The 17,953-nt window shown below is 44.5% G+C and carries 19 protein-coding genes; 4 read left to right on the top strand and 15 right to left on the bottom strand.

The genetic code is table 11. From position 1 onward, the window contains the following. Positions 1–153: 153 nt before the first annotated feature. The 5 genes from EGI32_RS02580 to EGI32_RS02560 form a co-directional block, all read right to left on the bottom strand. Positions 154–918, bottom strand: a complete 765-nt coding sequence (locus EGI32_RS02580) for a TSUP family transporter (protein ID WP_255153800.1) — start codon at positions 916–918, stop codon at positions 154–156. After that, the gene (locus tag EGI32_RS02575; RefSeq protein ID WP_255153799.1) at positions 915–1,586 is read right to left on the bottom strand and encodes a YggS family pyridoxal phosphate-dependent enzyme; all 672 of its coding nucleotides are present in this window, start codon (positions 1,584–1,586) and stop codon (positions 915–917) included. Before EGI32_RS02575 ends, EGI32_RS02580 begins: the two co-directional genes overlap by 4 nt. A 1-nt stretch (position 1,587) precedes the next feature. Next, complete coding sequence (locus EGI32_RS02570) at positions 1,588–3,252, bottom strand: hypothetical protein (protein WP_255153798.1); 1,665 nt, start codon at positions 3,250–3,252, stop codon at positions 1,588–1,590. 1 nt (position 3,253) lies between these two features. Beyond that, on the bottom strand, positions 3,254–4,027 hold the full coding sequence (locus tag EGI32_RS02565) for an ABC transporter ATP-binding protein (protein ID WP_255153797.1): 774 nt from the start codon (positions 4,025–4,027) through the stop codon (positions 3,254–3,256). A gap of 142 nt (positions 4,028–4,169) precedes the next feature. Continuing rightward, positions 4,170–5,324, bottom strand: coding sequence for an acyl-CoA dehydrogenase family protein (locus tag EGI32_RS02560; protein ID WP_255153796.1), 1,155 nt, complete (start codon positions 5,322–5,324; stop codon positions 4,170–4,172). Between the two features lie 208 nt (positions 5,325–5,532). Here EGI32_RS02560 and EGI32_RS02555 point away from each other — a divergent pair, with 208 nt between their 5' ends. Both EGI32_RS02555 and EGI32_RS02550 read left to right on the top strand, forming a co-directional pair. Next, the gene (locus tag EGI32_RS02555) at positions 5,533–6,522 is read left to right on the top strand and encodes a cation diffusion facilitator family transporter (RefSeq protein WP_255153795.1); all 990 of its coding nucleotides are present in this window, start codon (positions 5,533–5,535) and stop codon (positions 6,520–6,522) included. 105 nt (positions 6,523–6,627) lie between these two features. Beyond that, a complete protein-coding gene (locus EGI32_RS02550; RefSeq protein WP_255153794.1) occupies positions 6,628–7,209 on the top strand; it encodes a methyltransferase domain-containing protein in 582 nt (193 codons plus the stop codon). A gap of 32 nt (positions 7,210–7,241) precedes the next feature. On the opposite strand, the gene EGI32_RS02545 is transcribed toward EGI32_RS02550, so the two are convergent. The 8 genes from EGI32_RS02545 to EGI32_RS02510 form a co-directional block, all read right to left on the bottom strand. After that, positions 7,242–7,949 carry a VIT1/CCC1 transporter family protein gene (locus EGI32_RS02545; protein ID WP_255153793.1) on the bottom strand — a complete coding sequence of 236 codons (708 nt, stop codon included), beginning with the start codon at positions 7,947–7,949 and terminating at the stop codon, positions 7,242–7,244. A 121-nt stretch (positions 7,950–8,070) separates the two neighbouring features. Next, complete coding sequence (gene rocD / locus EGI32_RS02540; RefSeq protein WP_255153792.1) at positions 8,071–9,303, bottom strand: ornithine--oxo-acid transaminase; 1,233 nt, start codon at positions 9,301–9,303, stop codon at positions 8,071–8,073. A 207-nt stretch (positions 9,304–9,510) separates the two neighbouring features. Beyond that, entirely contained in the window at positions 9,511–10,332 is an 822-nt protein-coding gene (ispE, locus tag EGI32_RS02535; RefSeq protein ID WP_255153791.1) for a 4-(cytidine 5'-diphospho)-2-C-methyl-D-erythritol kinase, read from the bottom strand. A 116-nt stretch (positions 10,333–10,448) separates the two neighbouring features. Beyond that, complete coding sequence (locus EGI32_RS02530) at positions 10,449–11,558, bottom strand: carboxypeptidase-like regulatory domain-containing protein (protein WP_255153790.1); 1,110 nt, start codon at positions 11,556–11,558, stop codon at positions 10,449–10,451. 4 nt (positions 11,559–11,562) lie between these two features. Next, positions 11,563–12,156, bottom strand: coding sequence for a bifunctional nuclease family protein (locus EGI32_RS02525; RefSeq protein ID WP_255153789.1), 594 nt, complete (start codon positions 12,154–12,156; stop codon positions 11,563–11,565). A 249-nt stretch (positions 12,157–12,405) separates the two neighbouring features. Then, entirely contained in the window at positions 12,406–13,368 is a 963-nt protein-coding gene (locus tag EGI32_RS02520; protein WP_255153788.1) for an electron transfer flavoprotein subunit alpha/FixB family protein, read from the bottom strand. A gap of 67 nt (positions 13,369–13,435) precedes the next feature. Next, a complete protein-coding gene (locus EGI32_RS02515; protein WP_255153787.1) occupies positions 13,436–13,918 on the bottom strand; it encodes a four helix bundle protein in 483 nt (160 codons plus the stop codon). A gap of 6 nt (positions 13,919–13,924) precedes the next feature. Then, entirely contained in the window at positions 13,925–14,668 is a 744-nt protein-coding gene (locus EGI32_RS02510; protein WP_255153786.1) for an electron transfer flavoprotein subunit beta/FixA family protein, read from the bottom strand. A gap of 232 nt (positions 14,669–14,900) precedes the next feature. Between EGI32_RS02510 and EGI32_RS02505 the strand changes: the two genes are divergently transcribed. Together EGI32_RS02505 and tilS are read left to right on the top strand one after the other, a co-directional pair. Then, positions 14,901–15,215, top strand: a complete 315-nt coding sequence (locus tag EGI32_RS02505; RefSeq protein ID WP_255153785.1) for a lipopolysaccharide assembly protein LapB — start codon at positions 14,901–14,903, stop codon at positions 15,213–15,215. A gap of 121 nt (positions 15,216–15,336) precedes the next feature. Further along, on the top strand, positions 15,337–16,713 hold the full coding sequence (tilS, locus tag EGI32_RS02500) for a tRNA lysidine(34) synthetase TilS (protein WP_255153784.1): 1,377 nt from the start codon (positions 15,337–15,339) through the stop codon (positions 16,711–16,713). On the opposite strand, the gene EGI32_RS02495 is transcribed toward tilS, so the two are convergent. Continuing rightward, on the bottom strand, positions 16,702–17,352 hold the full coding sequence (locus tag EGI32_RS02495; RefSeq protein ID WP_255153783.1) for a rhomboid family intramembrane serine protease: 651 nt from the start codon (positions 17,350–17,352) through the stop codon (positions 16,702–16,704). The genes tilS and EGI32_RS02495 overlap by 12 nt on opposite strands. Before the next feature lie 119 nt (positions 17,353–17,471). Next, a complete protein-coding gene (locus EGI32_RS02490; RefSeq protein ID WP_255153782.1) occupies positions 17,472–17,945 on the bottom strand; it encodes a 23S rRNA (pseudouridine(1915)-N(3))-methyltransferase RlmH in 474 nt (157 codons plus the stop codon). Positions 17,946–17,953: the final 8 nt, after the last annotated feature.

The raw sequence follows: 17,953 nt of genomic DNA, 5'->3' as shown, positions 1-17,953 counted from the left end.
TAAGGGGCTATGCTGTCGGGGATATGAGTTCCGATACCGTTTTCATGTTTACTCCATAGAGTTTTCCATTCGTCATTGCCATGTGTGCATGAATAAATTGATATGGCAAAAAATAAAATTAATAGATTCCTCATTAGTTTAATTGCATTTATTTTACCTGAAAAAAATATCATAGCCAAACCTTATGATCGTGCCGAGCACTACCAAAAGAAAAAATACCCTGATAAATTTATTCCCTTTCAGAATCGCTAACCGTGAACCAAAGTATGATCCGGCGAAATTGAAAGCAGCCATGGGTAAAGCGAATTTGTAGAGGATATGTCCGCTGGCGCTGAAATAAAGGATCGAGCCCATATTGGTAGCAAGGTTGACAAACTTGGCGTGAGCACTGGCTTTCAGAAAATCGAAGCCGAGTGTTGTAATGAAAAACAACAACAGGAAACTTCCGGCGCCCGGGCCGATGAAGCCATCGTAAAAACCCACCACGACCGCGAAAATACTTCCATAGATCAGTTGTTCTCTGTCGGAAATAGTTTTACTGACTGCCGAGCCAAAATCTTTTTTCGCAAATGTGTATACCGCTACAGCAATCAGTATGATGAAGATCATCGGTTTCATGAAACTATTGCTGATCCTTGCAACAGTAGCCGAGCCCGCCATTGCCATGAGTAAAGCGATGGAGCACATCCAGAGTAAAAGTTTCCATTGCAGCATCACCCGTTTGGCATATTGAAAAGCAGCCATGGAAGTGCCGATGAATGCCGGGATCTTTGTAGTGCCAAGCAAGGTAGCAACAGGATATTGAGGAAGTACTACCAACGTTGCGGGCGTTTGCACCAGCCCTCCGCCACCCACAATCGAATCGATGAAACCAGCAAAGAACGCGGCTGTACACAATATGATCAACTCACCCGTCATTGCACCGGCTGGTTGCGGCTACCGAACAGCAGGCTGCCGATGCGCACCATCGTGCTTCCGCATTCAACAGCAATTTTGTAATCGCCACTCATTCCCATGGAGAGGGTTGAAAGTTGATGGTTGAAAGTTGAAAGTTGGTTTGCACGGTCAAAAGCATTTTTAAGATTGCTGAATTCTTTTTTTATTTTGAGTTCATCATTCGAAAAGGATGCCATACCCATCAAACCCTGGATCTTTATATTCGATAATTCGTGCAATTCGTGTAATTCGCCTAATTCGTGTAGATCAAAACCAAACTTCGTTTCTTCTTCGGCAATGTATACCTGCAGCAGGCAATGGATCTGCTTGTCCAGTTTAGCAGCCTGTTTGTTTATTTCTGCCAATAACTTTTTACTATCAACACCATGGATGAGATGAATAAAAGGTGCGATGTATTTTACCTTATTGCTCTGCAGATGCCCGATGAAATGCCAGCGGATATCTTTTGGTAAAGCCTCTTGCTTGAGTAGCAATTCCTGCACAAAATTTTCACCGAAATCACGTTGCCCGAGTTCATACAATTGCATGATATCTTCTGCACTCTTGAACTTGGAAACGGCCACCAGTGTTACGTTCTTTGCCGTTAATTCATTTACAATTTCCTTATATGCTGTTATATTTACTGCCATATCAGATCGCTATTTTTGACCACGGTAATCTTTTGATACTTCTTAATAATATATATCCTCCAAAAGCTGAAAGAGGAATGAGTGCGGATGGTAACCAATATATTTTCAATGCGGAGTAATGAGCAAATACCAGCAGGCCGATGATGATCAACTGCATCACCATACGTATCAGTTTGCCTGTCTGCATTTTGATATTCGCCTGCCGGGAGAATGGTAAATAATGATCCGACAGATAGGCCATCAGCAAAAATATAAAGGCATTGTTGAAGAACCCTAAAATAAAATCATCGATTATGGCAGCGCCCCATACATAATAACATGCTGTAAACATTACTACATAAATGGGTACCAGGAATTTTATTAATAATGATTTCAACATTCCGGTGATCACTTCACCGGGGTTTGTAAGCGGTGTACTTTGATAAACCCATGCTGCTACATAATTGTCATTGAACGCCACGATGGGGAGGCTCGATATGATGCTCATCATTGGTAAATAAATAAAAGCAAGAAACCTTTTTGTATCGGGTAAATTATGCCAGGTAGCAGTAAAATTTTTCCCGCTATTGAATACAATGATGAAAATGAACACCAGGATGTAAGCCAGGCTGGGGTAGAACTGCATCCGAAAGCCTTTATCCCTTCCCGTTATCTTCCATGTCTGTTCAAAGCCTGCTTTTTCAATTCCTGTCGTGCAGACCAGCGGAGATATTTTTTCTGAAATGTCTTTGCCTGCTTTTTCTCCGGCAGCAGTTTTTTTGGTTACTTCTGTATTGTTGTTAAGTGCCGCGAGTTTGCGGGAAAATGAGGGCGCCAGGAATTTTATCATCAGCCATACAGTGGCGATGGGAATGATGAAAGCGCATGCCAGCATGAGTAAATGTACCTGGTCGAAATTCAGGTCATGAAAAGCTTCGGTAGCCACGGCCATCCAGATGGGAGGAGCGAGATAGGAATACCAATGCAATGCGAAACTCAGCTGAATGCTGTTGAGATTGATCATCCGTGGAAATACCTGGAAGCCGATCGCGAAAAAGATCGTCATGAATAACTGGAAATAGCTGATGATATCTTTTACTTTCTGTTCATTTGCAAAGCGAAGGATGAAGGCGTATAACAGGTATGTGATGAATACCGAGAATGCTACTGTAAGTAAAACCATCACAATGTTGACCAGGCCGGTGATGATACCGAATTTGATGAATATTGCAATCAGTGGGAATATCGCCAGCGCGATCGTGAATTGGAGGAGGTATACTAAAATATGTACAACCCTTGCCAGGAAAAGCGTCCGGCTGCTTACAGGCTTCGGGAGTATGATCACATTGTCGGTAGTGTCGAGCAATACGCTGCTGAAATCCGTCACCAGGGTCATTGCCATCATGAATAAAAGATAGGCGTGAAAAGTTGCCAGGCCAAGGAGCAAAGGAAATCTTGCAAGTATCACCATCGCCATGAAAAGCCCCAGCAAACCGTACATCACCAACGTGATGAGCAATGGGTTCTTTATTTCCTTGCGTTGTTTCTGGCGATAGTTGGCCGGGCTGCGGCGCCTGTCCATCAGTATCTTCGTTTCTGCAATGATCTTCAGCCGGTCGAAGTCCACATCTTTTTTTGTAAACACATGGATGATACCAAGCAGCACTTTTAATATCAGTTTGTCCATATCAGCTGTTTAATACATTGATGAATTCTTTGGCAGTACTGGTATTCTGCTGATCGCCGCCGGTAAGGGAAGTAAAAATATTCTCCAGCGTTCCCTGGTGCGCCTGTTGTTGCAGGCTTTCAAAACTTCCATCGGCCACTACGGCACCTTTGTCGATGATAACAATACGGTCGCTGATCTTTTCCACCACATCCATGATGTGGGAAGAATAAAAGATCGTTTTACCGCTCTGTTTCAATTGCGATAAAATTTCTTTGACGAGTATCACGGCATTGGCATCCAGTCCGCTGAGCGGCTCATCCAGAAATATTATTTCAGGGTTATGTATCAGCCCGCTGATGAGCAATACTTTTTGTTTCATCCCTTTGCTGTAAGTATTCATGCGGGTTTCAGCCTTGTCGGATAATTCAAATAACCGCAGCAGTTCCCATGATTTTGTACCGATCACCTCTTCACTCAGGCCATACAATCTCCCTATGAAACGCAGGTATTCGATTGGGGTGAGTACATCGTAAATAGCAGCCTGCTCAGGAATATAGCCGATCCGTTGTTTGATCTCCAGCGCATGCCTGCGTACATCCATTCCAAACACGGATACATCACCTTCAAACTCATCGGTGATACCAGCGATGATCTTGATGGTCGTACTTTTTCCGGCACCATTCGGCCCGATGTAACCTACCACCTGTCCGGCATCGATGCTCAGGTTGATACCCTGCAGGACGTATTTGCCGGCGTATTGTTTTTTGAGATTTACGATTTCAATTACTGCCATTGAGTTTAGAGTTTAGAGATTAGGGTTTAGAGGCGAGTGAGTTTTTTTCTCTAAACTCTAAACCCTGATCTCTAAACTTTTTAAAAAAAAATGTGCAAACGAAATGACTCATTTGCACATCCTTATTATTTTAGTATGCAAATTACTTCAGGATCGACCTGCTGATCACGATACGCTGTACCTCGCTGGTACCTTCATATATCTGGGTGATCTTGGCGTCACGCATGAGGCGTTCTACATGGTATTCTTTTACAAAACCATAACCACCATGTACCTGCACGGCTTCCGTAGCAGTCCACATGGCTGTTTCACTGGCGAAAACTTTAGCCATGGAGCCGCTCAATGTATAATCAAGGTTCTGATCTTTTTCGTATGCGGCTTTCAGGCAAAGCAAACGGGCACATTCGATCCTGGTTGCCATATCCGCCAGTTTGAACTGGATGATCTGGTGATTCATGATCTCGGTACCAAAAGCCTTGCGTTGTTTGCTATAGGCCAACGCCAGTTCATAAGCGCCGCTGGCGATACCCAATGCCTGCGCAGCGATACCGATACGGCCGCCGGCCAGAGTTTTCATGGCAAATTTAAATCCGAAACCATCTTCGCCGATGCGGTTTTCTTTTGGAACTTTCACATCCGTAAACATGATGGTGTGCGTATCGCTCCCGCGGATACCCAGTTTATTTTCTTTGGCCCCGACAGTAACGCCCGGCCAGCTTTTTTCTACAATGAATGCATTGATGCCACGGCTGCCTTTACTGATGTCGGTTTGGGCTATCACCAGGTAAGTGCTTGCGCTGTTACCATTCGTGATCCAGTTTTTAGTTCCATTCAATAAATAATGATCACCTTTATCTTCCGCAGTGGTTCTTTGTGAAGTAGCATCACTGCCGGCTTCCGGTTCGCTCAGCAGAAATGCGCCGATGTGCAGTTGGCCATCTTTTTTTCCCTGCGCCAGCGGAACCAGGTATTTTTGTTTTTGTTCTTCCGTACCATATTCCTGCAGGCCATAACAAACGAGGCTGTTGTTCACACTAACGCAAACGCTTACACTCGCATCCACTTTGCTGATCTCTTCCATCGCCAGTACATAACTGATGGTGTCTAATCCGCTGCCTCCGTATTCCGGTTTAACCATCATACCCATGAAGCCGAGGTCGGCAAGTTTTTCTATCTGTTCTTTCGGGAATTTTTGCAACTCATCCCTTTCGATCACACCCGGTAAACACTCGTTCTGGGCAAAATCACGGGCAGCCTGCTGTATCATCAACTGTTCTTCTGAAAATTGAAAATCCATATGGTAGTTTTTTGTGGCACAAATGTAATGGATAATGGAGAATAGAAAATAATTAATGGATAATTAGTTAATGGATAATGGATAATGATTTCTAATTGAAGATTCTTCCTAAACCTACAGACATTTCCATTCGAAAACATTATCCATTGTCCATTATTCCGTTATCCATTACACATATTCCGCTATTTTTGCCCTTCAATCTCTCATCTTGGATACAGCACGGCAAAATTTTAAGGTTCAACGGTTAATAGCAGGCATCTCCATTGTACTTTTCCTGATCAAGATCACCGCCTGGTACCTCACCAATTCGGTGGCCATCCTAACGGATGCATTGGAAAGTATCGTAAATGTGGTGGCCGGACTCATCGGGCTTTACAGCCTGCATATTTCGGCCAAGCCCCGTGACATCGATCATCCTTACGGGCATGGAAAAGCCGAATTCATTTCCGCGGCGGTAGAAGGAACCTGCATAGCGTTGGCGGGTGTATTCATTGTATATGAAGCGGGGCGAAACCTGTTTGTGGTGCATGAGGTAAAAAAACTGGATTATGGTATCCTGTTGGTAGGCGTGACGGCGATTGTAAATTACATAGCGGGATTGGTCTGCGTGCGTATCGGCAGAAAAAATAATTCGCTGGCATTGGTATCGAGCGGTAAACATTTGCAGACAGATACTTATACTACCGGGGGGATCATCATAGGGTTGATCTTATTGTATTTTACCAAAATAGGTTGGGTAGATAGCGCTGTCGCAATTTTATTTGCGCTGTTCATCATCTACACAGGTGTGCGGATCATACGTAGCTCGGTGGCCGGTATCATGGATGAAGCGGATGACGAATTGCTCAAAAACCTTGTGAATACGCTCAATAAACAAAGACGGATCAATTGGGTGGATCTGCATAATGTACGCATCATCAAATACGGCGCAATCCTGCATCTCGACTGCCACCTGACTGTTCCCTGGTATTTCAATGTGCATGAAGCGCATCATGAGATCGATGAATTATCGGCGCTGGTAAAAAAAGATTATGGCGAATCGGTAGAGCTATTTGTGCACTCCGATGGCTGCCTGGAATTTAGTTGTCCGATCTGCCACAAAGGCGATTGCCCTGTGCGAAAACATCCGTATCAGCGGACAGTTGAGTGGACGGTGGACAATATCAGGATCAATAATAAACATCATGTGAAGACATAGTGGATAATTGATAATTGATAATTCTTACATTTTGAAATTACAATACTGAATCGGGAGTTTTTACGCTTAGTTCCATTATCCATTATCAAATTATCCATTCAAATTATGTTAGATAAAAACTACTGGGATACCCGTTACTCTCAAAACGATACCGGCTGGGATATCGGGTATGTTTCGGGCCCGATCAAAAGGTATGTGGATGGGCTGACTGATAAAGACCTGCGGGTTTTGATTCCCGGCTGTGGTAATGCTTATGAAGCGGAATACCTGTTGCAGAAGGGGTTTACAAATGTAACACTCATCGATATTTCGCCATTCCCCGTGGCTGCTGTAAAAGAAAAACTGAAAGATTTTGTTGGTAAAGAACTGGATGTGATCTGCGGTGATTTTTTTGAGCTGGATGAAAAATTCGACCTCATACTGGAACAGACATTCTTTTGTGCACTTGACCCATCGCTACGCGAAAATTATGTAAATAAAATGGCGGAGCTGTTGAATGAAAATGGCAGGCTGGCCGGAGTGTTATTCAACAGGGATTTTGAAGGCGGCCCGCCATTTGGCGGAACACAAGGGGAGTATGAGCCATTATTCAAAGATAAATTTGATATCCATAAAATGGCACCCTGCTACAATTCTATTGGCCCGAGGGCAGGCACGGAGTTGTTTATTGAATTGATAAAACGCTGAAAAACCAGGGAGGTCTTCGAAACCGCCGGGGTTTAATTGGAAAATATCTTCGCCACCCCAAAGGCCGCTCCAGCCGCAACAGCCCCTATCAACGTCACTCTCAGCGCCCCCCACCACGGGTTCATGCCGGTGATCCTGCTTTTGAAATAACCGAAAATGAACAGGCAGATAAGGGTAGCGATGACGGAATATTTCAAGGCTTCCTGTGTGCTGGAAATGAAAAAATAAGGAGATAGCGGAATGATACCGCCGATGATATAAGAGATGCCGATGTTGAGGGCGCTTTTGGTGGCACGTTTCGGGTCAGGTTTTTCCAGGCCAAGCTCATATTTCATCATGAAGTCCACCCAGCGTTTTTTATCCTGTGCGATCTCTTCGGTAGCCTGCTGTTGTACCGCTTCGCTCAAACCGATGTTGGCAAAAAAATCTTTTGTTTCGGAAAGTTCCTCATGGCGCATATGTTCCACTTCGTATTCTTCACGTTTCACCTCGCTGTGGTAATGATCCTGCTCGGTCTTGCCCGACAAATAACCGCCCAGCCCCATCGCTATACTACCTGCCACAATCTCCGCAATGCCGGCAATCACAATGATACTGCTGTTGGAAACCGCGCCACTCAAGCCCGCGGCCAGTGCAAACGGAACCGTAAGCCCATCACTCATACCGATCACCACATCCCGGAGCATGTCGGAACTTCTGAGGTGTTTTTCTTCGTGAGGGTGGGGAGTAGTTTGTGACATGATGCAAAGATAAAGAATCTATGATGTATGATCTATGATCTATGATTTCTTAAGTAGTAGAGTACTTCCATTTCCTGGAAAATATTCCAGTCGAAAGATATCATAGATCATAGATCTCAGATCACAGATTCTCCAGGCTTTTTGCAATGATCCCCACACAATCCATGATCTGTTCTTCAGTGATCACCAGTGGTGGGGCGAATCGTATCTTATCGCCATGAGTAGGTTTGGCCAGCAATCCGTTTTCCTTGAGCTGCAAACATAGTTCCCATGCGGCTTCCGGGTTTTCGTGGCGGATCACGATCGCATTCAGCAGACCCCGTCCCCGGATTGTTTTTATGTGTGGTGAATTCAGTTTTTCGAGTTCGCTCCTGAAAATTTTGCCCATGGCTTCCGCATTAGCAGCCATATTTTCTTCTTTCAAAACCATGAGCGCTGCAACCGCTACTTTACACGCCAGCGGGTTGCCGCCATAGGTGCTGCCATGTTCGCCCGGCTTAATGGTGAGCATGATGGTATCGTCGGCCAGCACGGCGCTGATCGGCAATACGCCGCCACTCAGTGCTTTACCGAGTATGACGATATCGGGGCGCACATTTTCAATATCCACCGCCAACATAGTTCCGGTGCGGCAAAGCCCGCTCTGGATCTCGTCGGCCACCATCAACACATTATGTTGGGAGCAAAGCGCCCGCACCCCGGTATAGTATCCATCATCGGGAACCACTACGCCCGCTTCGCCCTGTATAGGTTCAAATAAAAATGCGGCTACATTTTTATCCTGCAATGCTTTTTCCAAAGCCACCAGGTCGTTGAACGGTATCACTTCAAAACCTGCGAGGAAAGGCCCATAGTTTTTAGTGGCCGTAGGGTCGGTGCTGTAAGAAATTACACCCAATGTGCGCCCATGAAAATTGCTGCTGCAGACAACGATCTTTGCCCGATCGGCTTCGATCCCCTTTACTTCATAACCCCATTTCCTGCTGAGTTTCAGGGCGGTTTCCACGGCTTCAACACCTGTATTCATAGGCAATACTTTATCGTAACCAAAATAGCTGGTGATAAATTTTTCGTATTCACCTAACTGGTCGTTGTAAAAAGCTCTTGAAGTCAACGTTAGTGTCTGTGCCTGTTGCAGCAATGCATCGAGGATCACCGGGTGGCAATGCCCCTGGTTTACCGCCGAGTAGCCACTCAGGAAATCATAATATTGTTTATCATCCACATCCCAGAAATGTACGCCTTTCGCTTTTTTCATCACAACGGGCAGGGGATGATAATTGTGTGCCCCGTACCTGTCTTCGAGGTCTAAAAAATATTGCGTATTGGCTGATGCCTGGATAGTTGATTGCATGAGTGAATGGGTGAATGGGTGAATGGGTGAATGTATAGTGAAGTGTGCCGGCTTCGCGATTTTTATATCATTTAGAAAAACTGAATACGAAAAGGCATACGTATTCAAAAGAAGGTAGCTATTATCTTCGATGGTTGAGCAGATCCAGGTTGGATCTCAGGAATGCTGGTATGGCAGAAATATTTTTGATGGGACGAAGATATGGTTTTAAACCAATTTACAAAAGTAATGCGCCGGAAAATTCACGGCCGGTTTGCGCCCTTCTGCAAAAATGCCGAATACGCTGCTGCCGCTGCCGCTCAATGAAGCATAGAGGGCGCCGATATCGTAGAGATAATCTTTAATCTTTTTTATTTCGGGATAAGTAGCAAAGACAGGTGTTTCAAAATCATTGAAAATCTGTTCTTTCCATGTTTCCACCGGGTTTTCGATGGCTGCCCGGAGATCGGTATGTTTCGACCCATCTTTGCGCAGCAAAGAAAAAGCCTGCCCGGTATTTACATGTATGCCCGGGTGTACCACCTGGATATTGTAACGGCCCAGGTCAAGCGAAACGGGCTCCAGGTTTTCCCCGCGGCCTTTTCCGATCGCCGGTTTGTTCACCAAAAAAAACGGGCAATCGCTACCTAGCTGTAATGCATATCCTGCTAGCCGTTCATCAGGAATGGCTAACTCAAAAAGTTTTGCCAGCAACTGAAGCGTGCATGCCGCATCTGCCGAACCGCCGCCCAATCCGGCCCCCGATGGTATGGCTTTGTGTAAATGCATTTGCACCGGTGGCAGTAAAGGGAAATCTTTTTTGAGTAAATAATAAGCACGTACGCAAAGGTTATCATCGATGTTACCATCAATTTCATTTCCCGAAGAAGTGTAAGAAACAGGCGAGCTTGTACCTGTTGCCGGTACGATCTCCAATGCATCTTTTATTGCCAGCGGGTAAAAGACCGTCTCAAGATCATGAAAACCATCTTCTCTTTTTCCGGTTACCTGCAGCCCGATATTTATTTTGCAATTGGGAAAAACAACCACGTTTAATTAATAATTTATAATTAATAATGAATAATTACGAAAGCGGTAAGTAATAAAGATAAACAGTTTCTGTAGTGATCCAACATGCACTTAATCGAATTATTAATTATTAATTATTAATTGGCATCGGGATTGTAATCATAAGGGAGTAAGTTCGCTGCTTTTTCATAGATCCAGTAGCCGCTGAAAGAAATGCTCATGGGGTTGACGAGGATGCCGTTGCTATCGATCTCCAGTTTGTCTTCTCCTGCCTTAAAGATCATGTACGCCCTGAAACCTACTGGCAGTGAGCCATTGAGTAATGTGTTCTGACGCAGGTAAGCTTTCGACGCAGGGTCTTTGTTATACTGTACCATCAGCTTGATTTTCCAGCTGGCAATATATTTTACTTCCGTTTCGCTGCTGTCTTTTCTTACCAATGCCGAATCGGTTGTTGGGATGGCCATATCCATCGCCTGTATCTGCCCATCCGGTTTTCTAATGGAGTCCGTCCGTACAAAAAATACTTTGAAGGAATTTTCATTCAGCTTATGGCTGATGAGTGAACGGAAAAAATGCATCGTGCTTCCGTAATAGGCTTTACGCCTGTGTTTCACCCAGCGTTTTTTATCACCCATTTCTTCATAACGGGTGAAACCATAAAAGGAAGTGGCACCGGTATTTTCATTGTAATAAAATTCCTGCAGCTGAAAATAAACCCTGTAGCCGAGGAGTTTGTTCACGATCACTAACGGGGTATCACAGTACGCTTTGAAGGCGTACCTGTCGGCCGGATCCTTGGTAAAATAAATACCATCAATATTTTTCAGCTTGCTGGTAGCACCTTCCTGGGTGATACCTAAAAAATTATCGGAAAATATTTTCAGGTATTTCCTTCGTGTGGCATCTGGCAGCACCACTATATCCTGCATCAGCGATTGCTTTGCCATCAGTTTAAAAACATACCGGCGATTGATGTCTTCACCGGCAGCAGGCCGGTAGCTGATGATGTCAAAACCCACGGAGGAAATAATGAGTTCCGGATGCGGGATGGAGGGGAATGGAATGGAAAATTCACCATTCTGGCTGGTGGTAGTTCCGTAAGAAGTGTTATTGAAATAAATACTGGCGCCAGCCAATGCTTCGCCGGTGGATTCATTCACGACTTTACCTTTGAATATTGCCTGCGCAAAACCAGTGCAGGAAAGCAATACAAAAAATACGATATGGAATATTTTACGGAGCAATGAATTATTTGCCCCGGCTTTTGATCTCGTCCCTGATTGCGATAGCTTTGATATAATCTTCCTGCTCCAATACTTCGGCGAGCAAGGTATTCAATTCTTCGAGGCTGAGAGATTGGAGATTTTCCTTGCCACCGGTTTCAGAAGTGAGGGTAGAAGAAGCGGCCGGAATATCGGTCTTTTTGTGATCGTCTTCCATCAATACGCCTGCCTGGTCGAGAATGTTGTCGTATGTATAAATGGGGCAACCGAACCTCACGGCCAGTGCCAATGCATCGGAAGTGCGGCTGTCGATCTCTACGGTATCATTGGCCGAGCTGCACACGAGTTTTGAATAAAATATACCTTCCTGTAGGTCGTTGATCACGATCTCGTGCAGTTCCACATTAAAAGCGATCATGAAATTTTTCATCAGGTCGTGCGTAAGGGGGCGGCTTGGGTTCATCCTTTCCAGGGCTACCGCAATGGCCTGGGCTTCAAATCCGCCGATCACGATCGGTAACCGCCTTAAGCCGTTAACTTCGCCCAATACTACTGCATATGAATGAGTTTGAGTAATGCTATGCGAAAGCGCCACTATTTCCAGTTCTATTTTCTTCATAATTGTGTACGAAACTAAAACAATTTTTTTATTGAAATCATTGTTTTTTGGAAGTTTTCACGCAAAGGCGCAAAGAAAAAATGTAAAAGGGGCAAGGCTGAATAAAAAAGCCACAGATGCGTTTACACCTGCGGCTCAATATATTACTGACGAAGGCCAACCGACAACCGACCACTGTAATAGATGTATTAAGGTCAATCATCATAAATGTACTGTGGTCCGTGGTCGGTGGTCTATGGCCCGTCATCTTTACGCTCCCTTCAGCTTTCTCACGGCATCAATGATCTTCGGCATCACTTCAAATGCGTCGCCTACGATACCATAATCCGCCGCTTTGAAGAAGGGCGCTTCCGGATCTTTGTTGATCACCACGATGGTTTTGCTACGGTTAACCCCCGCAAGATGCTGGATGGCTCCCGAGATACCGATGGCAATGTATAGGTTTGGCGCAATGGCGAGTCCGGTTTGTCCAACATGCTCATGATGCGGCCTCCAGTGAATATCGGCTACAGGGCGGCTGCAGGCTGTGGCGGCACCCAGCAATTCTGCCAGGTCGGTCACCAGTCCCCAGTTTTCAGGCCCTTTCAGTCCACGGCCACCGCTCACCACGATTTCCGCTTCGCTCAATGGCACTTCGCCTACCACTTTATTTACAGAAGCAACTTCCACTTTAGCCGCGTCGATGGTAGCAGCAAATGGTGCCACTTCTGCAGTTCCGCTGCCGGTTGTTACGGCAAATGAATTTACGTTCAGTGCGATGATCTTTTTGGCGCTGGTTACAGCAATATTGGCGAATGCCTTACCGCTGAAAACCGTTTTCTTCACCACGAAACCATTGCTGGTGTCCGGTAAGGCTACTGCTCCCGAAACCAGTCCGGCTTTTAACCGTACGCTCAAACGTGGCGCTACGGCCTTTCCTGCGATATTGTTGCTGAATACGATCACATCGGCATTGGTAGCTTCCGCTGCCTGTGCGATGATCTTTGCAAAAACCTGTGCATCGAAATTGTTCAATGTAGCATCGGCCACTGTATGTACTTTTTTGATGCCGTAATTTCCCACTGAGGAAAGATCATCTGAAACATTCCCTAAAACTATGGCTTCAGCCGTAGAGCCAATTTGTTCTGCAACTTTTGAAGCATAAGACGCAGCTTCAAATGAAGACTTCTTGATATGTCCGTCTGCCTGGTCTAAAAAAACTAAAACGCTCATATAATGGATAATTTAATAATGGATAATTGATAATGCTTTCAACTGGTGCTTTATCTTTTTTTTAATTTTATTTTATTCGCAACTTACTTGTCTTTATACTGGCAGTAAGTATTTTTAATAGCTCTTCGCAATCTCTCTTTAAAGAACGATACATTTTTTCGGTTATGTAAAAGGTCGCACTCAATAGATCGAGCCAATAATCGCATTCGTTTGCCTCTTTTAAACCAATGCTAAGTTTATGAATAAAATCCCTCACACTCTCGGCTTGTTCAGATTCGCGAATAAGTGCTCCGATAGAAGTTCCACATCTCATTACCTGTTGAGAAATAATATATTCCCTGTGCCGACTTTTTAAGAACTTGTATAAATTAACCATCCGTACAGAAAAAGCAAAACTTTTTTGTTTTAATATATTGGGTTTCATGATAACGATTGAAAAGCAATATTCAGATTTCCTGAATTGTCTACCAAGGTTATTTCCCCGATAAAAACTGTTGTTTTTCCCAACAGATTTCAGCCTGAAAGCATTATCCATTGTCCCGTTATCCATTATCCATTATATCACCCTCGCCTCCTCATGAAGCAACCTCACCAGTTCTTCCGGGTTATCCGCAGGAACCAATTTAACCCCTGCTTTTGCCGGGGGCAGATCAAAAGAAGCAACGGCAGTCAACGTTTCAGCTGCTACAGGTTCAGTCACTTTCAAAGGTTTGGTACGGGCGCCCATGATGCCTTTCATGTTCGGGATACGTTGTTCCGCCATCCCTTTCTGGCAGCTCACTACCAATGGCAGTGCCGCTTTATCGGTTTCTTCACCTCCTTCGATCTCACGTACCACTACAGCTTTTCCTCCTTCGAGGTCAAATTTTACTGCATGGGAAATATAGGGCAGGTCGAGGAGTTCGGCTACCATACCGCCGATGGAAGAACCATTGTAATCGATGGTTTCTTTACCGGTAAATATCAGGTCGTAAGCGCCGTCTTTTGCGATAGCGGCAATCTGGGATGCAATGTTGAAGCTGTCAGCATTGTCGCTGTTTACCCGGATCGCTTCATCACCACCCAAAGCAAGTGCTTTGCGGATGATCGGCTCACTGTCGGCGCCGCCAACATTTACCAGGTGAAGCACCGTGGAAGGATCGGCTTCTTTTAATTCGATCGCCCTTACCAGGGCATACCATTCGTCGTAAGGATTGATGATCCATTGCACGCCGGCTTCGGCAAATTTCGTATTGTTGTCGCTGAAAGCTATTTTTGCCGTTGTATCGGGCGTTTTACTGATGCAAACCAAAATTTTCATACTACAATTTTTATATCACCAGGGTTGGCGACGACTTATAAATAAAAGTTGTTTATGCAACTATATGCAAATATATAGGATTACAAAGATAACTGGCGCAAGCAGCTAAAAAAAATTACAAAATGATTTTCGCTGTCAGCCTGAGCCTGTCGAAGGCGAAATTATGTATCCTGATCCGCCTTCGACAGGCTCAGGCTGACTGATATTTTAACAAAAAGATCAATTTAGAAAAATGAGTGACAGGATACAAAAATTACTGGAATTTATGAAGACTTCCGACAAGGACAGCTTCCTGCAGCATGCGCTGGCGCTGGAATATATCAAGATCGGGAACGATGAGGAAGCCAGGAAACTGTTCAACGAGATATTGCTCCGCGAACCTACCTATATCGGCTCTTATTATCACCTGGGCAAATTGCTGGAAAGGGTAGCGGATTATGAGCGGGCGATCAGGGTTTATAAACGGGGAATGGAGGAAGCTAAAAAGGCGGGCGATAACCATAGTTATAATGAACTGCAGGGAGCCCTGGAGGATATTGAAGAATAAAACGGACAATGGATAACGGTATAATGGATAATGTTTTCAACCCGTAATACATACCAGTGCCGAAAGTTCTTCAACGTTAATGCATTATCCATTATCCATTCTACTATTATCCATTACAAACATGAACTTACAATCATCATTTAAAAGTTTCATACAACAACATCATCTTTTCTCTCCAAAAGATCGTCTGCTCGTTGCCGTTAGTGGCGGGGTGGATAGTATCGTGTTGTGCCATTTATGTAAATCGGCGGGCTACGATTTTTCTATAGCGCATTGCAATTTCCAGCTGCGCAATGAGGAGAGCGAGGGCGATGAAGCATTCGTAATAGCTTTCGCGAAAGAACTGGAAGTGCCGGTTCGGGTGAAAAGATTTGATACAGAAAAATATGCTGCCGAAAATAAAGTGAGCATACAGGTAGCCGCAAGAGAACTGCGTTATACCTGGTTCAACGAACTACTTCAACAATCTGAAGAAGATAAAAATATTGCAACATTCAACACTCCCCTTGGGGAGCGGAGGGGCTTTCTCCTCACCGCTCATCATGCTGATGATAATATGGAAACCATTTTGATGAACTTCTTCAAAGGCAGTGGTATCAATGGTTTGAAAGGGATCTTGCCAAAGCATCACAATATCGTCCGGCCTTTGTTATTTGCCACAAAGGAAGATATCCACGCATATGCGAAAGAAAATAATTTATCGTATCGCGAAGACAGCAGCAATGCCAGTGATAAATACACCCGCAATTATTTTCGCAACCAATTGATCCCGGCACTGCAAGAAATTTTTCCGCAGGTAAAAGAAAACCTGCTGGACAATGCCATCCGTTTCAGGGAGATCAATACTATTTATAAATCTGCTATTGATGCCACTAAAAAGTCATTGCTTACACAGGTGGGCAACGAACGGCATATACCTGTATTGAAGCTGGCAAAAACTCCGGCGCTTCATACGGTGCTGTATGAGATCGTGAAAGATTTTTCTTTCTCCGCCGCCCAGGCAGAAGAAGTGCTGAAGCTGCTGGAAAGCGAAAGCGGAAAATATGTGCAATCCGGTACTCACCGCATTTTGCGTAACCGTAAATGGCTGATCATTTCGCCGCTGGCAGAAACGGATAATTCTGTTTATTTGCTGGAAGGGAATGATACGCAACTGGTTTTTCCCGGCGGAAAACTGGTCAGTACAAAATTACCTTTTACTCAAACGATAGACGCATCGCCATTGGTGGCGCAGTTATCAGCCAAAGAGTTGAAATATCCGCTGATCATCCGCAAGTGGAAACAAGGCGATTATTTTTACCCGTTGGGCATGCAGAAAAAAAAGAAGCTGAGCCGTTTTTTTATCGACCAGAAATTATCGCTCAACCAGAAAGAAAATACCTGGGTGGTGGAGAGTGATAAAAAAATAATCTGGATCGCAGGATTACGCATCGATGATCGTTTTAAGATCCGTAATTCCTCAGCAGCAGCTCTCCGTCTTGAATTTTTACCTTCCTAAAATGCTCGGATTTTTAAACTGCTCTATGATCGGCGTGATCAGCGATGGGTTCATGATACCGATTAAGAGGATGGTAAACAAGAGCCCGAATAAAGAGCCGTATAAATGCGCATCATGGTTAACATTATCACTCGCCCTGCGGCTCATATAGATACAATACACGATATACAATACCGCAAATAATGTATACGAAATAGGAATTGCCGCATAAATATACAGCCTTCCCCATGGGTTGAAAAGTATACCGGCAAACACTACTGCCGAAACGGCTCCCGACGCACCCAGCGCCCGATACGAAGGATTATCCCTGTTCTTGAAATAACTGGGCAAATCCGATACGATCAATGCCAGGAAGTATAAAAGAATGAAAGCGATCTTGCCGCCCAATCCATAATAAGTAAACACCCGCTCCACCTGCTGACCAAAAAAGAAGAACGTGAACATGTTGAAGAACAGGTGGCCCCAGTCTGCATGCAAAAAGCCTGATGTGATAAAACGACCGTACTGTTTTTCTCTTTTGATACCGTAAGGCCACAGGATGGTTTTGCTCACAAAAGAATCGTTGCTAAAGCCGATGATAGAAAAGATGACGTTTATGGCTATCAGGATGAAGGTGATGGGGGACTGGGAAAAATCCATATAAAAGGAATTAAAAATTACGAATTACGAATTACGAGGCGTAAAGGTATATACTTTTCGGAGTCATGTAAGGCAACAATTAAACACATTCGTAATTCGTAATTATTAATTCGTAATTGTCATGAATGGTGATATTTCTCATTCCTCATGATCGTACACGCCCTGTATATTTGCTCGGCCAGGATGAACCTTACCAGTTGATGCGGAAAAACCAGCTGTGATAAGCTCCATTTAAAATTTGCCCTTTGCAGTACATCGGCGCTTACTCCAAATGCGCCGCCGATGAGGAAAACGATGTTCTTTTCGCTTTCATTTGCCCTTTGTTGGAGAAAAGCAGCCACCCCTTCACTGTTGAGCAATTTCCCTCTTTCGTCGAGCACCACGAGATAATCCTCTTTTTTCAGCTGGTTCAGTATGAGTTCCCCTTCTTTGATCTTAAGGTCTGTTTCACTCAGCGAAGCCGCGTTTTTTGGAGCGGGTAATAAGGTCCATTGTACCGGGAAATAATTGCCAATCCTTTTGGTGAATAGCTCTATCCCTTCACTGACGTGGCTTTCGTGCGCCTTTCCCACGCTCCATAATTGCAATTTCATTGCCGCTG

This window comes from Ferruginibacter sp. HRS2-29, assembly GCF_024343615.1.
Taxonomy (GTDB): domain Bacteria; phylum Bacteroidota; class Bacteroidia; order Chitinophagales; family Chitinophagaceae; genus Ferruginibacter.
The sequence above is the reverse complement of the archived record's forward strand: the minus strand, read 5'-3'. Positions and strand labels throughout refer to the sequence as shown.

Coding starts and splice junctions, on each gene's coding strand:
- EGI32_RS02580 (WP_255153800.1), bottom strand. CDS start 918: ATGACGGGTGAGTTGATCATATTGTGTACAGCCGCGTTCTTTGCTGGT.
- tilS (WP_255153784.1), top strand. CDS start 15,337: ATGAACTTACAATCATCATTTAAAAGTTTCATACAACAACATCATCTT.
- EGI32_RS02565 (WP_255153797.1), bottom strand. CDS start 4,027: ATGGCAGTAATTGAAATCGTAAATCTCAAAAAACAATACGCCGGCAAA.
- EGI32_RS02495 (WP_255153783.1), bottom strand. CDS start 17,352: ATGGATTTTTCCCAGTCCCCCATCACCTTCATCCTGATAGCCATAAAC.
- EGI32_RS02545 (WP_255153793.1), bottom strand. CDS start 7,949: ATGTCACAAACTACTCCCCACCCTCACGAAGAAAAACACCTCAGAAGT.
- EGI32_RS02510 (WP_255153786.1), bottom strand. CDS start 14,668: ATGAAAATTTTGGTTTGCATCAGTAAAACGCCCGATACAACGGCAAAA.
- EGI32_RS02515 (WP_255153787.1), bottom strand. CDS start 13,918: ATGGATAACGGGACAATGGATAATGCTTTCAGGCTGAAATCTGTTGGG.
- rocD (WP_255153792.1), bottom strand. CDS start 9,303: ATGCAATCAACTATCCAGGCATCAGCCAATACGCAATATTTTTTAGAC.
- EGI32_RS02525 (WP_255153789.1), bottom strand. CDS start 12,156: ATGAAGAAAATAGAACTGGAAATAGTGGCGCTTTCGCATAGCATTACT.
- EGI32_RS02560 (WP_255153796.1), bottom strand. CDS start 5,324: ATGGATTTTCAATTTTCAGAAGAACAGTTGATGATACAGCAGGCTGCC.
- EGI32_RS02570 (WP_255153798.1), bottom strand. CDS start 3,252: ATGGACAAACTGATATTAAAAGTGCTGCTTGGTATCATCCATGTGTTT.
- EGI32_RS02505 (WP_255153785.1), top strand. CDS start 14,901: ATGAGTGACAGGATACAAAAATTACTGGAATTTATGAAGACTTCCGAC.
- EGI32_RS02550 (WP_255153794.1), top strand. CDS start 6,628: ATGTTAGATAAAAACTACTGGGATACCCGTTACTCTCAAAACGATACC.
- EGI32_RS02490 (WP_255153782.1), bottom strand. CDS start 17,945: ATGAAATTGCAATTATGGAGCGTGGGAAAGGCGCACGAAAGCCACGTC.
- EGI32_RS02520 (WP_255153788.1), bottom strand. CDS start 13,368: ATGAGCGTTTTAGTTTTTTTAGACCAGGCAGACGGACATATCAAGAAG.
- EGI32_RS02575 (WP_255153799.1), bottom strand. CDS start 1,586: ATGGCAGTAAATATAACAGCATATAAGGAAATTGTAAATGAATTAACG.